The 26,816-nt window shown below is 50.0% G+C and carries 22 protein-coding genes; 12 read left to right on the top strand and 10 right to left on the bottom strand.

The features are described 5' to 3' along the window. Positions 1-28 precede the first annotated feature (28 nt). From pflA to AC6R1O_RS06045, 3 genes are all read left to right on the top strand, one after another. Positions 29-769 carry a pyruvate formate lyase 1-activating protein gene (pflA, locus tag AC6R1O_RS06035; protein ID WP_500632656.1) on the top strand — a complete coding sequence of 247 codons (741 nt, stop codon included), beginning with the start codon at positions 29-31 and terminating at the stop codon, positions 767-769. Positions 770-842: 73 nt separating this feature from the next. Beyond that, positions 843-1,508, top strand: a complete 666-nt coding sequence (locus AC6R1O_RS06040) for a hypothetical protein (protein WP_500632657.1) — start codon at positions 843-845, stop codon at positions 1,506-1,508. Positions 1,509-1,645: 137 nt separating this feature from the next. Next, positions 1,646-2,146, top strand: a complete 501-nt coding sequence (locus tag AC6R1O_RS06045; RefSeq protein WP_500626135.1) for a YfbU family protein — start codon at positions 1,646-1,648, stop codon at positions 2,144-2,146. Between the two features lie 102 nt (positions 2,147-2,248). Here the strand turns inward: AC6R1O_RS06045 and AC6R1O_RS06050 are convergent, their stop codons facing one another. After that, on the bottom strand, positions 2,249-4,135 hold the full coding sequence (locus AC6R1O_RS06050; protein WP_500627972.1) for a methyl-accepting chemotaxis protein: 1,887 nt from the start codon (positions 4,133-4,135) through the stop codon (positions 2,249-2,251). Positions 4,136-4,595: 460 nt separating this feature from the next. On the opposite strand from AC6R1O_RS06050, the gene AC6R1O_RS06055 reads away from it, so the two are divergent. From AC6R1O_RS06055 to AC6R1O_RS06065, 3 genes are all read left to right on the top strand, one after another. Continuing rightward, positions 4,596-6,530, top strand: coding sequence for a PrkA family serine protein kinase (locus AC6R1O_RS06055; protein WP_334552492.1), 1,935 nt, complete (start codon positions 4,596-4,598; stop codon positions 6,528-6,530). Between the two features lie 69 nt (positions 6,531-6,599). Next, on the top strand, positions 6,600-7,871 hold the full coding sequence (locus AC6R1O_RS06060) for a YeaH/YhbH family protein (RefSeq protein WP_487901151.1): 1,272 nt from the start codon (positions 6,600-6,602) through the stop codon (positions 7,869-7,871). A 9-nt stretch (positions 7,872-7,880) separates the two neighbouring features. Continuing rightward, positions 7,881-9,425, top strand: a complete 1,545-nt coding sequence (locus AC6R1O_RS06065) for a SpoVR family protein (RefSeq protein ID WP_500632659.1) — start codon at positions 7,881-7,883, stop codon at positions 9,423-9,425. Positions 9,426-9,543: 118 nt separating this feature from the next. Here the strand turns inward: AC6R1O_RS06065 and kdsB are convergent, their stop codons facing one another. From kdsB to AC6R1O_RS06090, 5 genes are read right to left on the bottom strand one after another with little or no spacing between them, the layout of a single operon-like run. Next, entirely contained in the window at positions 9,544-10,293 is a 750-nt protein-coding gene (gene kdsB / locus AC6R1O_RS06070; RefSeq protein ID WP_500632660.1) for a 3-deoxy-manno-octulosonate cytidylyltransferase, read from the bottom strand. Then, positions 10,293-10,472, bottom strand: a complete 180-nt coding sequence (locus tag AC6R1O_RS06075; RefSeq protein WP_005474972.1) for a Trm112 family protein — start codon at positions 10,470-10,472, stop codon at positions 10,293-10,295. Before AC6R1O_RS06075 ends, kdsB begins: the two co-directional genes overlap by 1 nt. Further along, positions 10,453-11,460 (bottom strand): tetraacyldisaccharide 4'-kinase, encoded by a 1,008-nt coding sequence (gene lpxK, locus AC6R1O_RS06080; protein WP_500632661.1) that lies wholly within the window; start codon positions 11,458-11,460, stop codon positions 10,453-10,455. The genes AC6R1O_RS06075 and lpxK overlap by 20 nt, the downstream gene beginning before the upstream one ends. Before the next feature lie 3 nt (positions 11,461-11,463). After that, positions 11,464-13,212, bottom strand: a complete 1,749-nt coding sequence (msbA, locus tag AC6R1O_RS06085) for a lipid A ABC transporter ATP-binding protein/permease MsbA (RefSeq protein ID WP_500632662.1) — start codon at positions 13,210-13,212, stop codon at positions 11,464-11,466. A gap of 32 nt (positions 13,213-13,244) precedes the next feature. After that, on the bottom strand, positions 13,245-15,419 hold the full coding sequence (locus tag AC6R1O_RS06090; protein WP_500632663.1) for a DNA internalization-related competence protein ComEC/Rec2: 2,175 nt from the start codon (positions 15,417-15,419) through the stop codon (positions 13,245-13,247). A gap of 62 nt (positions 15,420-15,481) precedes the next feature. Between AC6R1O_RS06090 and AC6R1O_RS06095 the strand changes: the two genes are divergently transcribed. Then, complete coding sequence (locus AC6R1O_RS06095; protein ID WP_334552499.1) at positions 15,482-16,012, top strand: DUF2062 domain-containing protein; 531 nt, start codon at positions 15,482-15,484, stop codon at positions 16,010-16,012. Positions 16,013-16,147: 135 nt separating this feature from the next. Here the strand turns inward: AC6R1O_RS06095 and lolE are convergent, their stop codons facing one another. Genes lolE through lolC form a run of 3 tightly spaced genes read right to left on the bottom strand, consistent with a single transcriptional unit; the run spans position 16,148 to position 19,280 of the window. Further along, complete coding sequence (gene lolE / locus AC6R1O_RS06100) at positions 16,148-17,392, bottom strand: lipoprotein-releasing ABC transporter permease subunit LolE (protein ID WP_500632664.1); 1,245 nt, start codon at positions 17,390-17,392, stop codon at positions 16,148-16,150. Then, on the bottom strand, positions 17,393-18,079 hold the full coding sequence (gene lolD, locus AC6R1O_RS06105; protein ID WP_500630281.1) for a lipoprotein-releasing ABC transporter ATP-binding protein LolD: 687 nt from the start codon (positions 18,077-18,079) through the stop codon (positions 17,393-17,395). It lies immediately after the preceding gene. Then, positions 18,072-19,280, bottom strand: coding sequence for a lipoprotein-releasing ABC transporter permease subunit LolC (gene lolC, locus AC6R1O_RS06110; RefSeq protein WP_500632665.1), 1,209 nt, complete (start codon positions 19,278-19,280; stop codon positions 18,072-18,074). The genes lolD and lolC overlap by 8 nt, the downstream gene beginning before the upstream one ends. Positions 19,281-19,443: 163 nt before the next feature. Here lolC and AC6R1O_RS06115 point away from each other — a divergent pair, with 163 nt between their 5' ends. The 5 genes from AC6R1O_RS06115 to AC6R1O_RS06135 all read left to right on the top strand — a co-directional run bounded on the left by AC6R1O_RS06115 (position 19,444) and on the right by AC6R1O_RS06135 (position 25,376). After that, a complete protein-coding gene (locus AC6R1O_RS06115; RefSeq protein WP_500632666.1) occupies positions 19,444-20,010 on the top strand; it encodes a PilZ domain-containing protein in 567 nt (188 codons plus the stop codon). A gap of 8 nt (positions 20,011-20,018) precedes the next feature. After that, positions 20,019-23,474: a transcription-repair coupling factor gene (mfd, locus tag AC6R1O_RS06120; protein ID WP_500632667.1), complete on the top strand. Its 3,456-nt coding sequence runs from the start codon at positions 20,019-20,021 to the stop codon at positions 23,472-23,474. 99 nt (positions 23,475-23,573) lie between these two features. Then, positions 23,574-24,386, top strand: a complete 813-nt coding sequence (locus AC6R1O_RS06125) for a peptidoglycan binding protein CsiV (RefSeq protein WP_500656710.1) — start codon at positions 23,574-23,576, stop codon at positions 24,384-24,386. A gap of 33 nt (positions 24,387-24,419) precedes the next feature. Next, complete coding sequence (locus AC6R1O_RS06130; protein ID WP_500632669.1) at positions 24,420-24,959, top strand: GNAT family N-acetyltransferase; 540 nt, start codon at positions 24,420-24,422, stop codon at positions 24,957-24,959. A 144-nt stretch (positions 24,960-25,103) separates the two neighbouring features. Then, positions 25,104-25,376: a DUF4282 domain-containing protein gene (locus AC6R1O_RS06135; RefSeq protein WP_500630287.1), complete on the top strand. Its 273-nt coding sequence runs from the start codon at positions 25,104-25,106 to the stop codon at positions 25,374-25,376. 65 nt (positions 25,377-25,441) lie between these two features. On the opposite strand, the gene AC6R1O_RS06140 is transcribed toward AC6R1O_RS06135, so the two are convergent. Beyond that, complete coding sequence (locus AC6R1O_RS06140; RefSeq protein ID WP_334552508.1) at positions 25,442-26,731, bottom strand: NAD(P)/FAD-dependent oxidoreductase; 1,290 nt, start codon at positions 26,729-26,731, stop codon at positions 25,442-25,444. Positions 26,732-26,816 lie beyond the last annotated feature (85 nt).

Raw genomic sequence — 26,816 nt, forward strand, 5'->3', positions numbered from 1 at the left:
GAACAAATCACTTATAAGAGATGAGCTCATGTCTACAACTGGTCGAATTCATTCTTTCGAATCATGTGGTACTGTTGATGGTCCCGGTATTCGTTTCATTGTGTTTATGCAAGGCTGCCTAATGCGCTGCATGTATTGCCACAACCGAGATACTTGGGATACCCATGATGGGAAAGAAGTGACCGTTGAAGAGATCATCAAAGAAGCGAAAAGTTATCGTCACTTTATGAATGCATCGGGTGGTGGCGTCACCTGCTCAGGTGGTGAAGCCATGCTTCAGCCTGAGTTTGTGCGCGATTTCTTCCGTGCCGCACAAGCCGAAGGCATTCATACCTGCCTGGATACCAATGGCTACATCCGTAAGCACACAGAGGTGATTGATGAGGTACTCGATGCGACCGATTTGGTGATGCTCGATCTGAAACACATGAAAGATGAAATTCACCATGATTTCATCGGCGTCTCCAACAAACGTACCCTCGACTTTGCTCGTTACCTACACAAAATCGGCCAGAAAACCTGGATTCGTTACGTGATTGTCCCGGGTTATACCGACGATGAAGAAGCCGCACACATGCTCGGTGACTTTATCAAGGATATGGACAACATCGAGAAAATCGAACTGCTGCCATACCACAAACTTGGCGCGCACAAATGGGAAGCGCTCGGTCTTGATTACCCCCTTGAAGGTGTCAACCCGCCATCAAAGGAAACCATGGATAAGATTGTTGGCATCCTTGAGCAATATCACTCAAATGTAAAATATTAGTTTTATTTGTTTCCTAATTCAGAAAAAATACCAACCATAACGCAGGCATGGTTGGTATTTTTTTGGGGATAATGTGGCACTCAGTGAACTCTATCTTTGGTTTATCGCTCTCGCCAGTTTCGGGCTGATATGGCGAGATGTTCGCACTGTACTGCTGCCCAAACTGCGCAATGAATCAGGCTTCCAACACTTTACCTTTGCGGTGGTCGCCGCGCTGGCCTTGCTGTGGTCTGCGCAAGCAGGCGTTAAAGCAGGTCTCTCCATTCACTTTCTGGGCTTAACCACATTATCGCTACTCTACGGATGGCGAAGTGCTTACGCCATCGGCCTGTTCACCGCCCTTGCCGTGACTCTGTTTGGCGAATTACCCCTCACGATGCTCCCTAGCTATTTGCTCTTCTCGGTATTGTGTCCAATCGTGATAAGCCACGGGGTGTTTTTAGTCAGTTATCGCTTTTTGCCACGTAATATCTTTGTCTTTATTTTCGTTGCTGGCTTTCTAAACGGCGCCGTCACAGGCAGCGCTCACCTACTCATCAACGCCGTACATCATTGGTGGCTTGGCCCTCACGATTGGCCGACCATCGTCGAACACTATTTGGTCTTCCTACCTCTCCTCGCTTTTCCAGAAGGGCTATTAAACGGTATGGCCGCGGCAATGTTCGCGGTATTCAAACCTGAGTGGCTACGCGTGTTCTCCGATAGAGACTACATTTATAACCACTACCACAAAAAGTAATCGGTAAAAAAGCCCCGTTTTTGTTTAAATCTGATCATTTTTCATCACAAACCTGTGTTGAGATCATGTTTCATCCTGTAATGAACGGATAACCTAAGCACATTAAAAATGTATTAGATTCTTTAAGTGAGGCCAGCATGGAAATGACAAACGCTCAACGTTTGATTCTTTCAAACCAATACTACTTGATGTCACAAATGGACCCAGAAAACGCCGCGAAATACCAGCGTTTGCAGGTGATCGTTGAACGTGGCTACGAGCTACAAATGAACGAGCTGAACAAGAACTTTGGCTGTTTGAGCGAAGCACACTGTCGTGAGATTATCGACATCATGGAAATGTACCATGCCATGCAGGAATCCTACCGCATGCTAGAGGCGCAAGAGCAAAAAGATGTCGACCAACGCCGTCTTACGTTCCTAGGCTTTGACATCGCTTCAGAAGCGCAGCTCGTCAACTATGTGCGTTTCCTAACGGACTCTGAAGGTCTCTACCCACAGTTTGATAAAGGTGATCACTACTTTAATGCGCAGATGCCGATGCTAGAGAAATATCGCCGCATGTTGACCACTTGGCGCAACTGTCCTCGTCAGTACCATCTCTGCGCTAACGAGCTAAAACAGATCTTCCGCGCGTAAGACAAGCACGATACTGCTCTCGCGCAACCAGCGACTAGAGCATAGCGAGACATAGAGAAACAGAAAAGGGGCGCGTACGCCCCTTTTTAGTTGGTTAGCCGATTAGCTCAGCTTAAACATGGCCACTTTCGAGGTGAGCGCTTCCGCATTGGCTTTCACCTGATACGCCTCTTTCGAGCTGGTATCCGCACCTGCCACTAACTGGTCCGCCACATTCTTGATGGACGTGATATTTTGCGTAATCTCACTCGTCACATGCGTTTGCTCTTCTGCCGCAGTGGCGATTTGTGTCGCCATGTCACTGATGAGTGCACCCGCGGTTTTGATTTCTTCCAACGCACTCGCAGCGCGATCCGCGTCTTGTACCGAGTGAGCGGCGAGCGCTGCGCTGCTCTTCATAATCGAAACCGCTTTATTCGTTGTACCTTGCAGTACATCGATGGTGTGTTTGATCTCTTCAGTCGAGGAGTGTGTGCGTTGAGACAACACACGTACTTCATCGGCAACAACGGCAAACCCGCGACCTTGTTCACCTGCACGCGCAGCTTCAATCGCCGCGTTCAACGCAAGTAAGTTGGTCTGCTCAGCGATTCCCTGAATGGTTTGCAACACAGTGGAAATCTCTTGTGCGTGTCTATCCAATTCACTGACAACCAATCCTGCACTATCGAGCTCCGCCGCCAGTTTGTTGATTGAACCTTTGGTATCCGCCACCAGCGCATAACCGTTATCGGTACTTTGCGTCGATTCGTGAGCTGCCTGAGCGGTTTGCTCTGCATGAGAAGCAATTTCATGGGTCGCACTGGCGAGCTGGGTGACCGCAGTGGCCACCATGGTGATCTCTTGCTGTTGCAGGTGAATATCTTTCACTGCATCTTGACCACGTAACGCACTCTGTTCTGATTGATCTTTGAGCTGGTGTGACTGCTCACGGATGTGGCCAATAAGCGACTGCAAGCTACCAACAAAGGTATTAAAGTTATTCGCTAAGCGACCCACCTCGTCTTGTGACTCCACCTTGATACGCTGGGTAAGGTCACCACTCCCGTTTGCAATTTGCTCGAGTGCGTTAGAAACGTTGTTGAGAGGGCGGAATAAGATGTTGCACAACCAGTTAAACAGCGCAACACAGACAATCACGACCACTAAGGTCACCAATAGCTGCCCCCAAACTGCGCTAGTCAGTGGCGCAACAAGGGAATCGTAATTGAGCACGACTACCGTCGACAACTCAGTGCCTTGAATATTGCGTGCAAACAAGACCGATTCTTGACCGTTGATGACTTGCATCGAAACTTGGCTACGTTGCGTTGCTTGCTTAACCGCATCGATATTAAGGCCTAGTTGAGAAATAGGTTTATTGAGCAGTTTGGTATCGGCGTGGACAAAGACGTTGCCTTGCGCGTTGGCAATAAACATGTAGCCTTCACCCGGCAAAATGACATGCTCCATACTAGTGAGGATATCGGTAATTTCAACATCCGCGCCCAACACCACTTGTTCGCCATGCAGCGTCAACGCCTTACCCAGCGACACCACGTTCGCGCCGGTTGCCGCAGCGACGGTAGGATTATCCATAAACACTTTCGATGGCTGCTTTACTGCGTTCTGATACCAACCCCATTTGCGCGGGTCATTATTACCCGGCGGCAGTACCACTCCATTGGCGTTGTCCTGCGAACCATCGGCGTAGGCGAGAAAAACGTTGTCAAACGCCGCGGAGTCACGCAACTGCTTGAGATGGGTCACAATGGCGCCCTTCTCCGACTCTTGAGATAAAGACGTCAGGGCTCGCCCCTTCGACCCTATCCAGTCTGTCACGTACTGATTGTAAGATGAGACGGTACTCTCTAGGCGCTGCTCGACCTCAAAATCCAACCGTTCCAATGAGGAACGAAAAGAGATCGCTTCCACCAAGAGCCCCCCGACTACAATGGCAACACTCGCTGAAATCGCGAGTTTATTTTTTAACGAAATTTTATTGAACATATAGCAGTTACTTTCATTCTAATGTGATTGCGATGGGATCATCTCAGTCATTATATTTTGCGCATAGAAATAAATCATGACGCACGTCGAAAGCCTTGAAAAAAGTGTTTTGTTTGTGGAAGCGAGCGCACTCTTTTTGTTTTAATTTGCTGCCTTCATCACAAGGTTGACACTCAAGAGCGGCTAACGCTCTGTTTAGATGGTGAGTTTTACCAGCGCTTTTCCTGACGCATTCCCCTCATCGATAGGTCGTAAATATTAATGATTCACGCCTTGATTATTTCACCACTTTGGACTTGTCGGAAAAGAGAGCGGCTGAATCTGCCCAAAATCACAATTTGCAATTAAACACATATTTTTTAAGCAGAATTCCAAATACGGGCTAGTCTTATAGGAAGAGAGGAAACGCTTTTCAATGCGGGTTTAATGTCATTTTGACAGGTTCAGAGGGGATTTCATTATGAGTATTTTCGACCATTTCCAAGCACGCTACGAAGCCTCCAAGGATGAGGAGTTATCACTGCAAGAATTCCTTAGCCTGTGTAAGGACGACAAAAGTGCTTACGCAAACGCGGCTGAACGTCTATTGATGGCTATTGGTGAGCCACAAGTAATCGATACAGCGAAAGACCCCCGTCTCAGCCGTATTTTCTCCAACCGGATGATTTCTCGTTATGAAACATTCAAAGATTTTTACGGTATGGAGGAAGCCATCGAGCAAATCGTCTCCTACCTCAAGCATGCGGCGCAAGGTCTCGAAGAGCGCAAACAGATTCTTTACCTACTCGGCCCTGTGGGCGGTGGTAAATCGTCACTCGCGGAGAAACTTAAAGCCTTGATGCAACAGATGCCCATTTACGTACTCTCTGCCAACGGTGTCCGTAGCCCAGTCAACGACCATCCATTCTGTCTGTTTGACGTCAATGAAGATGGTGAGCTTCTGAAAAAAGAGTATGGCATCGAAAACCGCTACCTACGCTCCATCATGTCGCCTTGGGCAGCCAAGCGCCTACATGAATTCGGCGGTGACATCTCCAAATTTAAAGTTGTGAAAGTGCGCCCATCCATTTTGGACCAACGTGCGATTGCCAAAACTGAGCCCGGCGATGAAAACAACCAAGACATTTCATCACTGGTCGGTAAAGTCGATATTCGTCAGTTAGAACACTTCTCCCAAGACGATCCCGATGCTTACAGCTATTCCGGTGCCTTGTGTCGTGCAAACCAAGGCTTAATGGAATTCGTTGAGATGTTTAAAGCGCCAATCAAAGTGCTTCACCCGCTGCTTACCGCAACGCAAGAAGGCAACTATAACGGTACTGAGGGGCTATCTGCGCTGCCGTTTGATGGCATGATTCTCGCGCACTCCAACGAATCCGAATGGCAGACCTTCCGCAATAACAAAAACAATGAGGCGTTCTTAGACCGTGTCTACATTGTCAAAGTTCCTTACTGTCTGCGCGTGTCTGAAGAGGTGAAAATCTACCAGAAACTGCTTGATCACTCCGAGCTTGCCAAAGCACCGTGCTCACCCAGCACGCTCGAATTGCTATCACAGTTCAGTATTCTATCGCGCCTCAAAGAGCCAGAGAACTCGTCTATTTTCTCAAAAATGCGCGTCTACGACGGGGAAACCCTTAAAGACACTGATCCGAAAGCAAAAAGCTATCAGGAATACCGTGACTTCGCCGGTGTTGATGAGGGGATGTCTGGTCTCTCGACCCGTTTTGCGTTCAAGATCCTCTCGCGCGTGTTCAACTTCGACAGCGCGGAAGTCGCTGCGAACCCTGTTCACCTCTTCTATGTGATTGAGCAGCAAATTGAGCGTGAGCAGTTCCCTCAAGAGACCGCTGAGCGATACCTTGAGTTCTTGAAAGGTTACTTAGTACCACGCTACGTCGAATTTATCGGCAAAGAGATCCAGACCGCCTATCTCGAGTCTTACTCGGAGTACGGTCAAAACATCTTTGATCGCTACGTGACCTATGCTGATTTCTGGATTCAAGACCAAGAGTACCGCGACCCTGAAACCGGCCAATTGTTTGACCGCTCAGCGCTCAATAACGAACTGGAGAAAATTGAGAAGACGGCAGGCATCAGTAATCCAAAAGATTTCCGTAATGAGATCGTGAACTTCGTGCTCCGCGCTCGCGCCAACAACGAAGGTAAAAATCCGGTCTGGACGAGCTACGAGAAACTTCGCACCGTTATCGAGAAGAAAATGTTCTCTAACACCGAAGAGTTGCTCCCTGTCATTTCGTTTAACGCTAAAACCTCTTCTGAAGATCAGAAGAAACACGACGACTTTGTCGCTCGTATGATGGAAAAAGGCTATACCGAACGCCAAGTTCGTTTGCTTTCTGAGTGGTATCTACGCGTACGTAAATCGTCTTAAGCACATCGCCCCTTGGTGATTCAATCCAAGGGGCGTATTGACGACGTTAACGCAATTGAGGGGGAACTCATGGCGCAATTTATTGACCGACGACTGAACGGTAAGAATAAAAGCGCGGTAAACCGCCAGCGCTTTATTCGCCGTCATAAAGAGCAGATCAAAGAGTCCGTAGCAGATGCCGTGAATCGACGTTCTATTACGAATACGGACTCTGGTGAAGACGTCTCTATTCCACACAAAGACATCAGCGAACCTGTGTTTCATCAAGGTAAAGGGGGATTGAAAGAACGCGTTCACCCAGGTAACGATCAATTTATCACCGGCGATAAAATCGAGCGCCCGAAAGGGGGTGGTCAAGGCGGCGGTTCAGGAGAAGGTGAAGCCAGTCCCGACGGCGAAGGCCAAGACGATTTTGTGTTTCAAATCTCCAAAGATGAGTATCTTGATATTCTGTTTGAGGATTTGGAACTACCAAACCTTGAAAAAAACCAAATCAACAAAATCACCGAATGGAAAACCCATCGCGCAGGCTATCAAACCGCTGGTGTTCCCGCCAACATCGCGATTGTGAAATCTTTGCAGCAATCCCTTGCTCGCCGTACAGCCATGACCGCGGGCAAACGTCGCATGCTAAGAGAGCTCGAAGCGGCGCTCGATGAAGTCAAGATGAGTGAGCCTGCCCAGCTGCTTGAAGAGAAGCGCCTGCAGGACGAAATCGCCGCACTGCGTAAAAAAATCGACACCGTGCCCTTTATCGATACCTTTGATCTTCGCTTCAAAAATTACGAACGACGTCCGATTCCATCTAGCCAAGCGGTGATGTTCTGTTTGATGGATGTGTCAGGCTCGATGGACCAAGCCACCAAAGACATTGCCAAACGCTTTTATGTGCTGCTCTACCTGTTCTTGACTCGCACCTATGAAAACGTCGAAGTGGTCTTTATCCGTCACCACACCCAAGCCAAAGAAGTGGATGAACACGAGTTCTTCTATTCGCAAGAGACCGGCGGCACCATCGTGTCTAGTGCGTTGAAGCTGATGGACGAGATCATCAAAGACCGATTCCCAACCGCTGAATGGAACATTTATGCCGCGCAAGCATCGGATGGCGATAACTGGGCAGACGACTCACCTCGCTGTCGAGAATTGCTCACCAAACAGTTATTACCTGAGTGTCAGTACTATTCGTACATTGAAATAACTCGCCGTTCACACCAAACGCTTTGGCACGAATATGAGAAGCTGGAAAACAGCTTTGACAACTTTGCGATGAAGAACATTCGCAGCGTCGAAGATATCTTCCCGGTGTTTAGAGAGTTGTTTCGCAAAGAGCATGCATAGGGAGGCGCTATGACGACGAAAGCAAAAAAGTGTGCCAAATCAAACGCAAATAGACTGCCCGATGGTCCTGATTGGACATTCGATCTCATTGAACGTTATCACATGGAGATCAAACGCGTCGCTGAACATTATCGACTCGACACCTACCCCAATCAGATTGAAGTGATCACCTCAGAGCAGATGATGGACGCCTATTCGAGTATTGGTATGCCCATCAATTACAACCACTGGTCGTTTGGTAAAAAGTTCATTCAAACCGAGCAAGGCTATAAACACGGTCAAATGGGGCTGGCGTACGAAATCGTGATCAACTCTGACCCATGTATCGCCTACTTGATGGAGGAAAATACCGTTACCATGCAAGCCCTAGTGATGGCGCACGCCTGCTACGGGCACAACTCCTTTTTTAAAGGCAACTATCTGTTCCAAACTTGGACTGATGCCAGTTCAATCATTGACTATTTGCTGTTTGCGAAAAACTACATTGCCGAGTGCGAACAAAAGTATGGCGTCAAAGAAGTCGAAGAGTTGCTCGACTCGTGCCACGCCTTGATGAATTTTGGCGTAGATCGTTACAAACGTCCGGAAAAGATCTCGATTGCCGAAGAAAAAATGCGCCAAGAGGAGCGTGAAGCGTATCTGCAATCTCAAGTCAATGACCTGTGGCGCACAGTACCCAAAAACAAGGTGGAGCAAGAGAAAAGCAAACTACTCTTCCCGTCGGAGCCACAAGAGAACATTCTCTATTTCATTGAAAAGCACGCCCCGCTGCTAGAGCCATGGCAACGTGAGATCGTGCGCATCGTGCGTAAAATTAGCCAATACTTCTACCCGCAAAAGCAAACCCAAGTGATGAACGAAGGCTGGGCAACCTTCTGGCACTACACCATTCTCAACCACATGTACGATGAAGGTTTGGTCAGCGAACGCTTTATCTTAGAGTTTCTTCATAGCCACACCAGTGTGGTGGCTCAGCCGCCCTATAACAGCCCCTATTTTAGTGGTATCAATCCCTACGCACTCGGCTTTGCGATGTTTAGGGATATACGTCGCATTTGTGAAGCGCCTACGGATGAGGACAAAGAGTGGTTCCCAGAGCTAGCGGGCAGCGATTGGCTAGAAGCGGTGCACTTTGCGATGCACAACTTTAAAGACGAAAGCTTCATCAGCCAATACCTATCGCCGAAAGTGATCCGCGACTTTAAGCTGTTCTCCATCACCGATGATGATAGGAAAAACTTTATTGAAGTCACCGCGATTCACAACGATATTGGCTACCGCGCCATTCGTGAAAAGCTCGCGGCGCAATACAACTTGAGCAACCTTGAGCCCAATATCCAAGTGTATAACGTTGACGTGCGTGGGGACCGCTCATTAACCCTGCAATACGTGCCTCATGACCGTATTCCACTCGATGAGAGCTACGAGGAAGTGCTCAAACATGTCTACCGTCTATGGGGATTCGATGTGGTACTCGAAGAGGTGAAGGAGACTGGGCGACGTGAGATTCTCGGCACCTGTCCTAAGCGCAACGACTACGACACGAAAATCTAAACGCTGTGCGCGGACATCCTGTTACGTATAAAAGCAACCTACCACGCATAAAGCAAAAGGCCCAGAAACCTGTCCGTTTCTGGGCCTTAATATTCTATGGTGTTAGTTGGATGCGCACTTAAGCACTAAAATGACGTCTGACGACATCAAGATCGTGTGGTGTATCCACTCCAGCGGCCGGCGCTTCTTTGGCAACATCGACATGGATTTTTTCTCCATACCAGAGCACACGAAGCTGCTCTAAGCACTCAATACGCTCTAGTGGCGTAGGCTGCCAATTGACATAGGTATTGATGAATCCCGCACGATAGGCATAAATACCGATATGACGCAGTAGAGGCTGTTTGGCATCGGCATTACCGCTAGCAAAGTGGTCACGATCCCAAGGAATCGTCGCCCGGCTAAAGTAAAGGGCAAAACCTTGCTGGTCTACCACCACTTTCACCGCATTGGGATTGAACACTTCCTCTTCATCACGGATCTCTACCGCCAACGTGGCCATTGGCGCGTTGCAACGGGCAAGGTTATCGGCCACTTGAGAAATGATCGATGGCGGTATCAAAGGCTCATCACCTTGAACATTGACGATAATGTGATCGTCAGCAATGCCCATCTGTTCAACCACTTCCGCTAAGCGCTCGGTGCCTGATTCGTGCTTGTCTGACGTCATGCACACATCACCACCAAAGGCTCGCACGGCTTGCTCAACTCGTTCATCATCGGTCGCAACGATCACTCGCTCGGCACCCGCTTGAATGGCTTGCTCGTAAACGCGTTGCACCATAGGCTTACCAGCGATATCGGCAATAGGCTTACCCGGTAAGCGGCTAGATTGATAGCGCGCAGGTATAACGACAGTAAAAGCCATTAGCGACCCTCATCCATGCTCATTTGGCGAGCTTCAGGTTCGAGCAGGACAGGAATGCCCTCTTTAATTGGGTAAGCAAGTCGATCCAATTTACAAATTAGCTCTTGTTTATCTTTGTCGAACGTCAGCTTTCCTTTGCACACTGGGCAAGCAACGATTTCAAGAAGACGATGGTCCATACTGCTCTTTCACCTCTTTAATTTTATTGATGATGTACGCGGCATCCTGTGGCTCAAATTTGGCAGACACGGGCAAATACCACCAGTTGTCCTGCGCAAATTGCGTACATTTTACGGCATCTTTTTCTGTCATGATCAAAGCGTCGCCTTTTGCAGCCAACGCGATTAATTCATCGGCGGAGAAATCTTTGTGATCGGCAAAGCCTTGGCTCATAGTCACCTGCGCACCGAGCTGGGCTAAGGTATTGAAAAATCGTGGTGGATGACCAATTCCAGCCATCGCGATTAAGCGCCCAAGTTCGCCGACTGCGCGACGCTCTCCGGTTGTTAGGTTGACGGCAAGGTCTGGCACCAATTGCATCGATGCTTCACCCGGGTGAGCATTGCCCCCGTTGGTAATGATGGCATCAACACTTTGCAATCGAGCGGTCGATTCGCGCAGCGGCCCTAACGGCAAAAGTTGTTCGTTACCAAAACGGCGAGCACCATCCACAACCACCAACTCTATGTCTCTTTGTAAGGCGTAATGCTGCAACCCATCGTCGGTAATGATGATATCCACGCCTTGTGGTAATAAGGCTTTTACTGCCTCAGACCGAACCGGTGACACAGCAACCGGCGCACCGGTGCGCTGATAAATAAGCTTAGGTTCATCACCACAATGCTGGGTTAGCGTTGAAGCGTCCACCATCAACGGATAAGACGGCGCTTTCGCGCCGTAGCCCCGTGACACCACACCCGGCGTGAAACCGAGCGCTTGTAAGGTCTCAACCAGCCAGATCACGACCGGCGTTTTGCCATTGCCACCGGCGGTGATATTACCCACCACCACTACAGGCACTGGCGCTCGATAGCTCTGTTTAACGCCAGACTCGAACTGCTGACGTCGGCGCTGACTGATAACCGCAAACAAACGACTTAGCGGCCATAGAAGCGGCCAGGCTAACCAACGAAGGGGGTGTTGACCAAACCAAATCTGCTCAATCACCGATTAAGCACCAAATTGAATACGGTGAAGCTGCGCATACGCACCGTCTTGGGACAACAGCTCAGCGTGTGAGCCACGCTCAACAATTTCACCCTCATCAACAACCAGGATTTCATCCGCATTTTCAATGGTCGACAGTCGGTGCGCAATCACCAACACCGTTTTGTTTTTCTGCAGTTCATCGAGTGCGGACTGGATTGCCTTCTCAGACTCAGTATCTAGCGCCGATGTGGCCTCATCCAAGATCAGTACAGGGGCATCACGCAGCAACGCTCGCGCAATCGCGATACGTTGACGTTGACCGCCTGACAAGCTAGTTCCGTTTTCACCAATCACAGTATCTAATCCGTCATCCATGCCTTCAATGAAATCCATCGCGTACGCCAGACGCGCGGCTTCTTCGATTTGCTCGCGGCTGTATTTGTCTTTCGCCGCATAAGCAATGTTGTTGGCAATGGTGTCATTGAACAAGTGCACATTTTGCGACACAAGGGCAAAGTGACTGCGCAGATTGCTTAGGCTGTAATCGCGGATGTCGTGCTCATCGAGCAAGATGGTGCCTGAATCAACGTCGTAAAAACGGGTAAAGAGATTGGCAATGGTACTTTTGCCTGAACCCGAGCGACCCACCAGCGCTACCGTCTTACCCTGCGGGATAGAAAAGCTCACTTGGCTGAGTGCCGGTTTCTCTTTGCCACCGTAGGTGAAGGTGACGTCTTTCACTTCAATATCACCGCGGACTTTATCCGTGCTGTATTGACCGGTATCTTTCTCAGTCTCAAGATCCATCAGGCCAAACAAGGTTTGGCTTGCCGCCATACCGCGCTGAAATTCTGAGGTGACGTTAGTGAGAGATTTCAGAGGGCGCATCAAGCCAAACATGGCAGAGAAGATGACCGTAAAGGTGCCCGGCGTCAGGTCAGCACGAATCGAATCGACGCTAGCCAAAAACAGCACCACCACCAATGCCATCGACGCGATCACTTGAATCACCGGATTGGCGATCGCTTGAGCAGCGACAAGCTTCATCGTCTGTTGGCGCATGCGATTACTCACTTCGTCAAAACGCTTGGTTTCCACATCCTGACCGCCATAACTCAATACGACTTTGTGGCCTTTCAGCATCTGCTCCGCCGAAGAGGTAACGTTGCCCATCGCATCTTGCATATTTTTTGAAATACGGCGAAAACGTTTGGAGACCACGCCAATCCCCCATGCCACCACGGGAGCGACGACAAACAAGACTAAAGATAACTGCCAACTGTTCCAAAACATTAGGACAAGTAAACCAATAATACTCGCGCCTTCACGCACGATACTGACTAACGCACGGCTGGTTGCACCTGCCACCTGCTCGGAGTCATAGGTAATACGAGACAGTAAACCACCGGTCGACTCTTTATCAAAAAACGACACCGGCATATGCATAAACTGAGCAAAGATACGGCGACGCATCAGCATCACCACATTGCCCGATACCCAACTCAAACAGTAGGTTGAGACGAATCCACTCAAGCCCCTGAGCACCATCATCCCCAAAATGATAAACGGTAGCGTGCGCAAAAAGTTGGAGTCTGCATCACCAAACCCTTCATCGAGCAAAGGCTTGAGCAAGGAGATCATGTAGGTGTCCGCAAAGGCATTAATGACAAGCGCAATGATCGCGACCAGGAGACCCGCTTTGTACAGGCGAATGTATGTCCACAATCGTTTAAACGTGGTCCAGGTGGTTTCATCTTGGTGTTGTGACATAGAAAGGCTTTATTTTTCTTACAATATTGCGGTCATTCTACTCCGTTACGCAGCATCTGCCTATACCATGCCCGGCCTTTGACCTCTCGAATCCCACGGACAAACCACTCGTTTGGATAAAATTTCACCGTCAACTGGCCAAAGGTACCGGTATCACGCCAATCAATACCACGAATTTGATAGCGCTCCACCACCAATGGGTGTGGCAGTGTCCAGCGCCCTCGATACGCTGACGACGCTAAAGCCAACCTCGGTGAAACGGCGTCGATAAACGCGGGCAAAGACGAGGTCCGGCTGCCATGATGGGGCACTATGAGGATGTCGGCCTTCAGATATTGCGGCTCTCGGAGCAATAGCCACTCAGCAATGGCATCAATGTCTCCGGTCAGTAATACCGACGCCTTTGGCGAGCTCACTCGAATAACACAAGAGTGCGGATTGAACGCTCGAGAGACTCGTGTTGGCGGCCATAAGACCTCAAGCGTCAAACGCTGCCACTGTAGGGTTTGACCTTGACGACAGGGCACATCGCCTACGCCATGTTGACTGCTGATGAGTGTCGGTTGCCACTCTGCCACTAATGGCTGCCAACCACCGGCATGATCCCAGTCCATATGGCTGAGAATAAGATAGTCAACACGGCGAATTCCCCGCTTGTAAAGCAATGGCGTGATGATCTGCTCCGCATAGCTCGAGTCTTGCCAAGCGCTGCCCGTGTCATAAACCAGCGCGGTCTCGCCTTGTCGAATCACAACGGCGAGACCATGCCCGACATCGAGTATCCACATCTCCCATAATGGCTTGGGAGCAAATTCTATCCGCCCCATCGCCGTCACAGCAAAAATCAGCAACAACACCCGCTTGCGTACCCAGACAGAAGCCAGCGCTAGCAGAGCGCTCACTCCGAACAGCATTGCCCAATCATCTTCGACCCACCACCACAAGTCCCAATGACCCAAAGCATTCGACACCCATTGCAACAACCTATTGATTAACGGCCACAACAACGAACAATCGAATAGCAACTGGGCCAGCAACGCGAGCAGAGTGAGAGGAATGATAATGAACGAAAACAGCGGCACACAGACCAGATTAGTGAGAAACGCGATACGACTGACGCCATCAAAAAACAGTATCGTCAGTGGTGTCATGAAAAGCAGAAAGAAAACCTGTAAGCGCAGCATACTGCCAAGCGCACCGGTTTGTGCGTAGCGGCTGGAAACAAACACGAAGATGATCGCCACCGCCAGAATCGACATCCAAAAGCTGAGAGACAAGGGCGCGAAAGGGTCAAAGAGTAACAAGATCGCAGTCACCAGACACCACTTGAGCCGCAGCGGCCAATAGCGCTTGACCAGCAGCAGTCCCACAGTCAACAAGCATGCCAGTAAGGCGCGCTGAGTGGGTAGCGTTAAACCTGCGAGCCAAGCGTAGCAAGTAGCGACAGTAAGCCCCAAAATGAGCGGCGCCACGTTTGCCCTAGGCCATAGCATGAATACCCCCCTCCCCAACCACCACCCTAATCCAAACGCGATGCCGATATGCAGACCAGAAATGGCAATCAGATGGCCAAGCCCGCTGCGCGCCAACTGAGCAGATTGCGCCGTACTTAAATGATGCCGAGCGCCAAAGGTCAACGCTTCAATCAAACCGCGCTGCGAGTATGGCGCTATGGCACGCTCCAGCAAAAGATAGTAATGCGCTCGAAGAGTGGGCAGGCTGCGCACGATAAAATGCGTCTTCGCAGGCGCTACCGCGGTGGCTAACCATCGGCGTGACAACGCCTGCTTTTCAGCATCAAACCCCACCTCATTAAGTAAGCCGACGACAGGCTCTAAGCGCACTTTAACGTCGATTTCATCGCCCGGCAGCAGAGCAATTGGCGATATAAACTGAACTTTCAGTGGCATCAAACTGCGCAATGTTTGGCCATTGATTGATCTAACTACAATTTCGCCTCTAAAGCCGTGACTTATTTGTTTAAAAAAGCTGTCAGCTTTCGCGTTTATGGTAATATCTGGCCCTGCACGGAAGAGCGTTTCTATTTGCTGGTGAATTAAGTGACCATGAAGCATCACTAACAACAGACCGGCATTGATTCCCCACCCGATTCGAAGCATACGAATCCAAATAGAGACCACGAGGAGGCCGACATTAAGGCCACTCCAAATCCAATCTGGCATAGCTGGCCAAATTGCGGCGCTCATGACGGTCGCCGAAAAAGAAGCAAGAGTCCAACAACTGATTAGATAGTGAGCCATAGTCCCCTATGCCAAGAAAATTCATCAAACGCTTTATGCCTGACCATGAGTTAATCAAGCGTCAAAAGGCACTAAAGGTTTTTGGCAACGTGTTGTACAACCCGAATTTGTGGTGTTTGAATCGCCGTTCAGCGGCAGGTGCTTTCGCCGTGGGGTTGTTTATGGCTTTTGTCCCACTGCCTAGTCAGATGATCATGTCTGCTGGGTTAGCGATTGCTTGCGGCGTTAACCTGCCACTCTCCGTTGCGCTTGTCTGGATCAGCAACCCAATCACCATGCCGGTGATGTTTTACTTCGCCTACAAAGTGGGCACTTGGGTAATGCATACCCCACCGCAGCGCTTTCACTTTGAACTCTCTTGGGAGTTCATCTTGCAACAGATGAGCACCATTGGCCCGCCATTCCTGCTCGGCTGCTTGATCTGCGGGATTGTCTCCGCCATGTTGGGCTATTTTGGCATCAAAGCGCTGTGGCGCTACTCAGTTGTCCGTAGTTGGCAAAAACGAAAGTTCAGAATACCGAGAATGCTGAAAAAATAGCAGATAGAGACCAACGCATACCCACCCTATTCACACATTCTGATGCAAGGCGTGTTGAATCAAGATGAAAAAAGGACCCGCGGGTCCTTTTTCTGTTCTCACTGTTCGCTTTGCAGGACAAACACAACACCATCGCTACTTCGCTCTGAGAACGCTCGCAGGGTGCAGTTTGACCGCCCGAGAAGCGGGATACCAAGTGGCGAGTAAGCTTAGGGTGATGGCCGTCAAAGAGACCAAAGCCACATCAAAGCCGTGAAGTTCAGAGGGAAGGAAATCGACAAAGTAAATGTCGCCAGAAAGAAATTGGTGCCCCGTTAGCGACTCCAGCCCCTGGATGAGAGAGGTCAAATTCCACGCCACGAGTACGCCAAAAATACTGCCAATCACACTGCCAAGCACGCCTGAGAAGACACCTTGCCAGACAAAAATCCGACGAACCAATCCATCGGTGGCTCCCATGGTGCGTAAAATCGCGATCTCGGCTGCGCGATCTTTAACGGCCATCATCAGGGTCGAGACGATATTAAAGCTCGCTACACCAATCACCAGTACCATCACCAAATACATAATGGTGCGCACCAATTGAATATCTCGGTACAAAAAGCCGTATTTTTGCTGCCAACTGCGCAAGTAAACATACACATCTAGCGTATTTCCCACTTCACGCACAATCGCCGTTGCGTCTAGGACATCGCTCACTTTGAGCGCTACCCCAGTCACGGCATTATCTAAACGGCCATATTCCTGCGCATCCTGAAGCGGAACTAAAATCAGACTGTGGTCAATTTGACCATTCAGTTGCAACATCCCTGCGATGGTCACTCGCACTCGACGTGGGGTCTGAACCTGTCGACTCGCACCACCCGTAGGAATCATCAGTGTAATGGCGTCACCCGTCTTTGCGCCGAGCGCATCCGCCACACCTTGCCCAATAATGGCTTGCTGTTGTCCAGGTTTAAACTCTGCCCAGACTTGCGGGTCAATAAATTCCGCCAAACTGGAAATCCGCGCTTCCGCTTCGGGGTCGATGCCTCGCACCTCAAGAGCTTTTAATGCACTGCCTTTTTCCGCCAACGCTGTCATTTTGACAAACGGCGCAGCTGCTTCCACTTTCGGATGTCGCTGAGCGCGCTCAATCACGTTTGGCCACTCGTTGAGTGGGCCGCGCACGCCTTCGAACTCGCCGTGAGAAATCACCGACAATACGCGATTTTTTAGCTCGCGTTCAAAACCATTCATTGCAGACAAACCAATGATGATCACCGCAACGCCAACAGCAATACCAATGGTCGAGGAGATGGAAATGAACGACACCATTTTGTTGCGCTGTTTTGCGCGACTGAATCGACCACCGATAAACAGTGACAAAGAAGACAACACTTACGACTCCTTAATATCGATCAGCAGACCATCTTGCATATGCAGCTGACGATCCATTTTTTCCGCCAGCTCACCATCGTGGGTCACGACTAAAAAAGCCGTTCCTGATTCACGATTGAGCTCGCGCATTAAATCGTAAATCGCCAGCGCCGTTTTATGGTCAAGGTTACCAGTCGGTTCATCCGCCAAGACCAGATCGGGGCTATTGACCAAGGCGCGCGCAATCGCCACCCGCTGGCGTTCTCCACCGGATAACTCCGATGGACGATGGTCGATGCGATGGGTCAAGCCCACTTTGTCCAGCAGCGCGGCCGCTTTCTGTTTGGCTTCTGACACGGGCATGCCGCCAATCAGCAGTGGCATAGCGACATTTTCTAATGCGCTGAAATCTGCCAATAGATGATGAAATTGGTAAACAAACCCTAAATGCTGGTTGCGTAATTTCGCTTGCTTGTTAGAGCTCAGCTCGGCGAGCGGCTGATCCAAAAATGTCACATGGCCTTCGCTAGCATCATCGAGCGCGCCCAAAATGTGCAGCAAAGTACTTTTCCCCGAGCCCGATGTGCCAATGATTGACACTAATTCGCCGCGCTCAATATCGAAGCTGACCCCTTTTAACACCTGCGTACTTAACTCGCCCTCTTGGTAAGTTTTACACACATGTTCACAACGTAAGAGATTACTCATATCTTAATGCCTCAGCAGGTTTGACCGAGGATGCTCGGTAAGAAGGATACAAGGTCGCCGCTAGGCTAAGCGCAATCGCAAGCAAAACCACTAAGAGAATTTGCGGCCAGGAGATAACGATCGGCAACTCGCCGCCGACCGCAAATAACGCGATACCCGCTGCATCAAGCAACGCATTTAAATTCGTCGCCAGCAGCACACCAAGGCCACCACCAATGAATGCGCCAATGATGCCGCTGCTTGCACCTTGCACCATGAAAACAGCCAAAATGTGATGATTTTGCATGCCTTGCGTTTTTAAGATGGCCACTTCCGACTGTTTTTCCATCACCACCATGATAAGGGCGGAAATAATGTTAAATGCTGCCACACCAACGATTAGGCCTAGCATCAGCCCCATCATGTTTTTTTCCATTCGTACCGCTTGGAACAGTTCCCCACGCTGATCACGCCAATCTTGCCACTGCCACAGCTCTGGTAGAGACTTTTGCCCAAGCTCACTGACGATAAATGGGTCGTCGAAATAGAGTCGCCAGCCTGACATCTCATCACTTTTCATGCGCAGCAGTTTGGCGGCATCGTCAATGTGCACCATCATCAGTTGGCCATCGATGTCTGACCCTGTGTTAAAGATCCCTGCCACCGTAAACAGACGCTGGCTAGGAATACGACCAAGCGGCGTAAACTGACTGGCGCCAGTGACCATCAGACGCACTCTGTCACCCACCGAGACATCCAACCCTCGCGCCAAGGTTTGGCCAATCAGGATGCGGTAAGCCCCGGTTTGCAGCTCCCCTGCCGAACCCGCGTACAGGTGCGTGGCAATCGAACGGTCAAGATTCGGGTCGATGCCTACCATCAAGCCAGCACTCAAACTTTCTGCGCTTTGAATCACCGCCTCACTCTGAACGATCGGCGTCGGCGTAGAAGACGGAGAAAGCGCACGAACAAACTCAGGCGGCGTATCCGAACGAACAGTATGACCATCACTATTCGAGACGATGGCTTGCGGCAGAACACCAAGGATGCGACTTTTAAGCTGCGACTCAAAACCGTTCATCACCGACAACACCGTCACCAGCGACATCACGCCAATAGTAATGCCCGCGGTTGACATATAAGAGACGAAGCGACTGAACCGGTCACCCGATCGTCCACGTAAATAACGAAGCCCGATAAAGGTCGAGACTGGATGAAACATAAAACCAACCATCAATGTTTGATGGCGTTTACTCTACCCATTAATCTGCGTGGGTTGTAGTGTTTAATTGCAAAATGGCGGTGAAAATGTGGAATAAACAAAGGCATACCTTGATAAACGCTCTGGTATGACGATAATCAGAAAAAACTCGCAAGGAAAACGCATGTCAGAACAAGAATATTTCACCGTCAATCACGCGCTCGCCATCAATGTCGAGGCTCTAGAGGCAGGTGCTGACTTTCCTTGCTTTGACCAGTTTGAGCGCGAGATTCCCGCCCCCTTTTTAGTGGCGAGTGAATTTAGCCATCTGGATTTACTCAACGATCACGCGCGCAGTGAGCTAAAAAACAGCGATTTCAAACATGTCATTGAACTGCTCGACACGCAGAACTCAAAGCTCAACCTACTGTTGACCTTTATGCTCTCTCAGCAAGATGATCAAGCCCTGCGTTTTCACACCAGCGCATTTGGTGCCAGCCAGTTGAGCTATCAAGCACAAACCGCGCTTGCGCTCAACAGCAAGTTACGCCTGAAACTCTTTTTAGATAGCCCAGCGGCGGCCATCTACTGCTACGGGCACGTCACTCAATGCGAGGCAGACAATAATGGCTACCTCATTACAGTCAAATACGACTTATTGCGTGATAGCGACCAAGATCTGCTGATTAAAGCCGCCTTGTTGCAGCAACAAAAGCTACTGCGCCAACGCTCCATCAATCGAGAAAAATAACGACTGCTATGCCACAACTATCTTTATTGAACTTAGCATCAGCACAAGGTGCTGGGGACAAGAAACGGATTGGTAACCTCAAGGGCGCCAGCTTACCACTTGCGATTGCTGAGTTGGCGAATCAACACTCAGGCCACACACTGTTAGCCGTGCCCGATCCACAAACGGCGCTGAGATTGCTACAAGAAATCGAGCAGTTTACTCGTGAGTCGGTCGCCCTCTTCCCCGATTGGGAAACTTTGCCTTACGACAGCTTCTCGCCCCATCAAGAAATCATCTCGGATCGCATAGCGCACCTGTACCAAATGCCAACGCTGAACGCGGGCATCACCATAGTGCCGGTGAACACCTTGCTGCAGCGCCAATCGCCGCGTGAGTTTTTGCTTGCCCACACCTTGATGGTCAAAACTGGAGACTTGTACTCACTCGACAAACTGCGCCTGCAACTGGAGAAGTCCGGCTATCGCCACGTTGAGCAAGTGTTTGGCCCCGGCGAATACGCGAGTCGTGGTTCGATTTTGGACCTCTTCCCTATGGGCTCAAGCGATCCTTACCGAATTGATTTCTTTGATGATGAAATCGACACTATCCGCACCTTCGATCCGGAGAACCAACGCTCGATTGAAGAGCGCAAAGAGATCCGCCTGCTACCAGCGCATGAGTTCCCCACTACCGAAGCCGCGATTGAAGATTTTCGCATCCGATGGCGTCAGCGCTTTGAAGCGCGCCGCGAGCCCGAGTCTGTCTACATGCAAGTCTCTAAAGGTACTTGGCCAGCGGGGATAGAGTATTGGCAGCCACTCTTTTTCGATCACACCGAAACCCTGTTTGACTACCTACCAGAGGGTAGCCAACTGTTGACGGTGGGCAATATAGAGCAAGCCATCGATACCTTCTTAACCGATGTCGACTACCGTTATGAACAGCGCAAAGTCGATCCTTTGCGTCCGTTATTGCCGCCACAAGAGTTGTGGCTGAAAAAAGACGAACTGTTTAGCCAATTTAAACCCCTTGCCCAAGTTGAGCTCTCTGTCGAGCCCATCACCGCCAAGCAAGGCCGAGCCAATGTAGACATTGAGCCTTTACCCGATCTCTTTGTGCAGCATCAGCACAAAGAACCTTTAGCCGCATTGAGGCATTTCGTCGAACACTATCGCGGTAAGATTGTCTTTTCGGTGGAGTCAGAAGGTCGCCGCGAGGCACTGCTTGAGTTATTGCAACGTATCAAGTTGCGCCCTGAACTTAAGCACAGTTTTTCCGACGCGCTAGAGAGTAAGGACAAACATACCTTAGTCATCGGCGCCTCTGAACATGGCTTTTTGTTTGGCGATGAGCAAGTCGCTCTCGTCTGTGAAAGCGACTTATTGGGCGATCGCGTCATACAGCGCCGCCGCAAAGATCGCAAAGTCACCAACAGCGATGCGGTCATTCGCAACCTAGCCGAATTGAAAGAGGGTCAACCTGTGGTACACATCGACCACGGGATCGGCCGCTACATCGGTCTGCAAACCCTTGAAGCAGGTGGGATGGTCACTGAATACGTGACGCTAGAGTACCAAAACGAAGCCAAACTTTACGTCCCCGTTGCCTCGCTTAACCTTATTAGCCGCTACTCTGGCGGTGCCGAGGACGGAGCGCCGCTGCATAAACTCGGTGGCGATGCTTGGAGCAAAGCACGGCGTAAAGCCGCAGAGAAAGTGCGTGATGTTGCCGCCGAATTGCTGGATGTTTATGCCAAGCGCGAGCTCAAACCCGGGCATAAGTTTGCCCTTGACCGTGAACAATACGCAACGTTTAAAGCGGGCTTCCCATTTGAGGAAACCGACGATCAAGCGATGGCGATTAACGCGGTACTGTCTGACATGTGCCAAGCCAAAGCGATGGATCGTTTGGTCTGTGGTGACGTTGGCTTTGGTAAAACCGAAGTCGCCATGCGTGCGGCGTTTGTTGCCACGGACAACGCCAAGCAAGTTGCGGTGCTCGTACCAACCACCCTACTGGCGCAGCAGCATTTTGAAAACTTCCGTGACCGCTTTGCCAACCTGCCGATTCGCGTTGAAGTGCTGTCGCGCTTTAAAACCGCCAAAGAGCAAAAGCAAGTGCTACAAGATGTCAAAGATGGCAAAGTAGACATTGTAGTCGGAACGCACAAATTGCTCTCAAATGATATTGTCTTCAACGATTTAGGCCTATTGATTGTCGATGAAGAGCACCGCTTTGGTGTGCGTCAAAAAGAGAAAATGAAAGCGATGCGCGCGGATGTCGACATCCTAACGCTGACCGCAACGCCTATCCCTCGCACCTTGAACATGGCGATGAGTGGCATGCGCGATCTGTCAATCATTGCCACGCCACCTGCTAGACGCTTAGCGATCAAAACCTTCGTCCGTCAAAATGACGATGCGACGATTCGAGAGGCCGTGCTGCGTGAAATCATGCGTGGTGGTCAGGTGTACTTCTTGCACAACCAAGTCGAGACCATCGATAAAGTGGCGGCGGATCTTGAAAAGCTCATCCCGGAAGCGCGTATTACTACTGCACACGGTCAAATGCGTGAGCGCGAGCTTGAGCGCATCATGAATGACTTCTACCATCAGCGCTTCAACGTTTTAGTCTGTACCACCATCATTGAAACTGGTATCGACGTCCCGACAGCCAACACCATCATCATGGACCGCGCGGACAACCTAGGTCTTGCGCAGTTGCACCAATTACGCGGCCGTGTCGGACGTTCGCATCATCAAGCGTACGCCTACTTGCTGACCCCTCACCCTAAAGCCATGACCAAGGACGCCGTCAAACGTCTTGAAGCCATCGCCTCGCTGGAAGATTTAGGAGCAGGCTTCACCCTTGCCACCCATGACTTAGAGATCCGCGGTGCAGGTGAATTGCTGGGTGATGAGCAAAGTGGCCAAATTCAATCGGTTGGCTTTACTCTCTACATGGAAATGCTCGAACAAGCGGTCGAGGCGCTCAAGGAGGGTAAAGAGCCTTCGTTGGATGATCTACTGCGCGAGCAAACCGAAGTGGAAATGCGTCTACCCGCCTTACTGCCGGATGATTACTTGCCTGACGTTAATACGCGCCTGTCGATGTACAAACAGATCGCCAGCGTCAGCAGTCAAGATGAGTTAGATGAGCTAAAAGTTGAGCTGATAGACCGTTTTGGTCCACTGCCCGATGCCACCAAAAACCTGCTTTCGGTAGCCGCGTTAAAAATTGAAGCGGCGCAACTTAAAGTGAAGAAGATCGAAGCGCATGAAAAAGGCGGTTTTATCGAGTTCTATCCGGATGCTGACATTAACCCCGTCTATCTGGTTAAACTACTGCAATCACAACCGCAAAAATTCGCAATGGATGGCCCAACCAAATTCAAGTTTACGCTACCATTAGTCGACAGACGCAAGCGAATTCAGTTTGTTAGTGATATGCTAGGCGAATTCAAGCAAAATCGACTGCCCTAAGCATTCGGCATCAGGGCTTGAATTAAGAAACAGCAATGCGCGCCGCTTGCGGACTATGAACAATTTTGAGGTACACGCTACCTCTTCAATGGAGTTGGAATGAAAAAGCTGATTACCCTGCTGCTTTTTTTCGTCGCGATGCCTTCTTGGGCCGAGCGTCAATTTGATATTGAAGTGATCATCTTTAAACGTGCCGTCAACCCAGAAATGACTGCGGAATCTTGGCCGAATAACCCGCCAGAGATCAGTCTTGAGCGCGCGGGCAAATTTTCTGATGCCAGTTTCAGAGCCAGTAAGCAGGTCACGTTACTGCCTTACTCACAGTATAAACTTGGTGAGCAAGTGCAAAAGCTGAAACGTCACGCGGGCTTTGATGTACTGATGCACACCGCTTGGCGTCAAGGCGACCAAGGCCGTTTCGGTGCGCCGGTGTTTCACATTCAAGCAGGAAAAGATTACTCCAATCAGTTTAATGTTGATGGCTCACCTGCGGGCAGTAATGCCACCTCCAGTGTCATTGATGGGGTAACCGAAGAGAGTATTCCAGCGCCGCTGTTTGAACTCGACGGTACATTTCAAGTGTATGTTGAGCATTACCTTTACGCCGATGTCGAGCTTGATTTAAAAGCGCCAAGCGTACGTGAAGTGGTTCTTGATGCACCGATCCAAACCAACGTTGCCACACAAGATGCCACACAAGAAGCCACACAAGAAGCCACACAAGATAGTATGCAAGATAATGCGGTGGTCCAAGCGGGCTTGATGGAAGACATCACACCAACCGTCGAAACCCAGGCTTTCTTGAAGTCTTACCGTTTCGACCAAAAGCGCCGCATGCGCAGTACCGAAACACACTACTTAGATCACCCTCTCATAGGCGTGATTATCCAAGTTCGCCGCGTCGCGCAGTAATACTGTCAGTCCTCCTCGTGAGGGCTGTTGTTTATGTCACCCGATTACCAAATCATCACCCCGAACCTGCGACTTGGCTTGATTGACGCTGAGCATGCTGAGATTTTTCAGCATCTGGTTGCGCACTCTGCAAGCCTGCACCAATGGATTGACTGGTGCCACCCCGAGTTCTCCCTTGAGGACGCTGAAGCCTTCTTGTTGCAAACCCGACTCAACTGGGTGAAATCTCAAGCCTACGGTTTTGGCGTGTTCCAACGCGCAACCGGCGCTTTGGTGGGCATGGTCGCCATCAATGAGCTCTACCACACTTTCAACATGGCGAGTATCGGTTATTGGATAGCCGATGAGTTCCAAGGCAAGGGCATCGGCCAAGAAGCGCTCAATGCGCTTGTGGAGTTCTGCTTCGCCCAACTCAAACTGACCCGTGTCGAAATCGTCTGCGACCCAGACAACCTCCCCAGTCAACACCTCGCCATTAAGTGCGGCGCAACACTGGAAGCTCGGGCGAAAAATCGCTTTGTCTTCCAAGGCCAGCCTAAAGAGGGGGTGGTGTTTTCAATGATTCCAGGTTGAGTTTAACCTCATCATAAAAGCAGTTAATTACTGATTAGCCAATAACTTACGCCAAATTCGTGTCAGGCGTCAGACTCTTTGTCCTAGGTTGAGCCATAAACTGTGGCATGATTACTCCCTTTATCTATGAAAGGAAATCTAAGAATGGAATCGATATTTTCGTTTAAATCTATGCTCACTCCAAAGCTAGTCACCGGACTTTACTGGTTGCTGCTTCTCATTGCGATTATCTCTGGCATTGGAACCATGTTTAGTGGATACGGCGGTGTGACCTTTCAAACCTTTATGCTGGGATTGCTAACGATGGTTGGTGGGGCGATTGGCGCTCGCATTTGGTGTGAATTGATGATTGTTATCTTCAAGATCAACGAAAATTTGCAGGCACTAAAAGAGGCAAAAGACGAATCAAACGTCTAACACTGATTCGTTGAGTTCAAAACCGTATAAGAGAAGAGCGCCAATCGGCGCTCTTCTTGTTTTGATCAATGAAGCTTAAGGTTGGGTCTCAACACGCGGTTGATGCGGCCCATGAGGATGATGAGCGCGGTTTTGAACATCCCGTGTAGTGCCATTTGGTGTAGGCGGTAGAGCGAAATGTAAACTACGCGAGCGATACGGCCTTCCACCATCATTGAGCCTTTGGTTAGGTTGCCCATTAGGCTACCAACGGTCGAGAAGCGGCTGAGAGAGACCAGTGAACCTTTGTCTTTGTAGACATAAGGCTTGAGCTCTCGGCCGTTCATCTTCGCCACAATATTGGAAAACGCACAGCTTGCCATTTGGTGTGCAGCCTGGGCACGAGGTGGCACAAACGAGCCGTCTTCTTGCGTGCATTGCGCGAGATCGCCAATCACGAAAATGTCATCGTCACGCGTCGTTTGCAAGGTGCTTTTCACCACCAATTGGTTGATGCGGTTAGTCTCTAAGCCTGCAATGTCTTTAATGAAATCTGGCGCTTTGATACCCGCAGCCCAAACCATGATTTGCGCTGGGATTTTGTCGCCCTCTTTGGTCACTAGGCCATCTTTTTCCGCTTTGGTCACCATAGTCGCGGTGCGCACGTTGACGCCAAGCTTAGTCAACTCTTGATGGGCAGCACTTGAAATGCGTGGCGGCAGAGCCGGAAGAATACGCTCACCCGCTTCAACAAGGTTGACGTTGAGCTTGCTTGAGTCCAAGTCACCAAAACCATAAGTGCGCAACTCTTTCACTGCATTGTGCAGCTCAGCAGAAAGTTCAACACCGGTTGCACCTGCACCTACGATCGCGATATCCACGGTGCCTTGACCATTTTTCGCGTGCAGCTTTAAGAATTCATTGTTCATTTCGGTGCGGAAACGGTGCGCTTGCTCTGGGCTATCGAGGAAGATGCAGTTGTCACGCACGCCCGGCGTGTTAAAGTCATTGGAGGTAGAACCAATGGCCATCACCAGAAGATCGTACTCAAGCTCACGCGTTGGCATCAGCAGTTCGCCATGCTCATCTTTCAGCTCGTGCAGTGTGATCACTTTACGCTCGCGGTCAATGTCTTTGAGCGCACCCATTTGGAAATCAAAGTGGTGATTTTTGGCGTGCGCACGGTAGCTTAGCGCGTCCACACCTTCATCCAGTGAACCTGTCGCAACTTCATGCAGCAAGGGTTTCCACAAGTGGCTTGCCTTACGGTCAACCAAGGTGACTTGCGCACGGCCTTTACGGCCCAATGTACGACCCAGTTTGGTAGCAAGCTCCAGGCCGCCTGCACCACCGCCTACAACGATAATTCGTGTCACAATAACGTTCCTCTAAATATAAATAATCATGATTCGAGCCGATTACTCAGCTCGAGAAAATTCTCTCTTGCCATGCGGTTACTCA

Source organism: Vibrio sp. R11-SG3-ISO3-SZ, assembly GCF_059834345.1.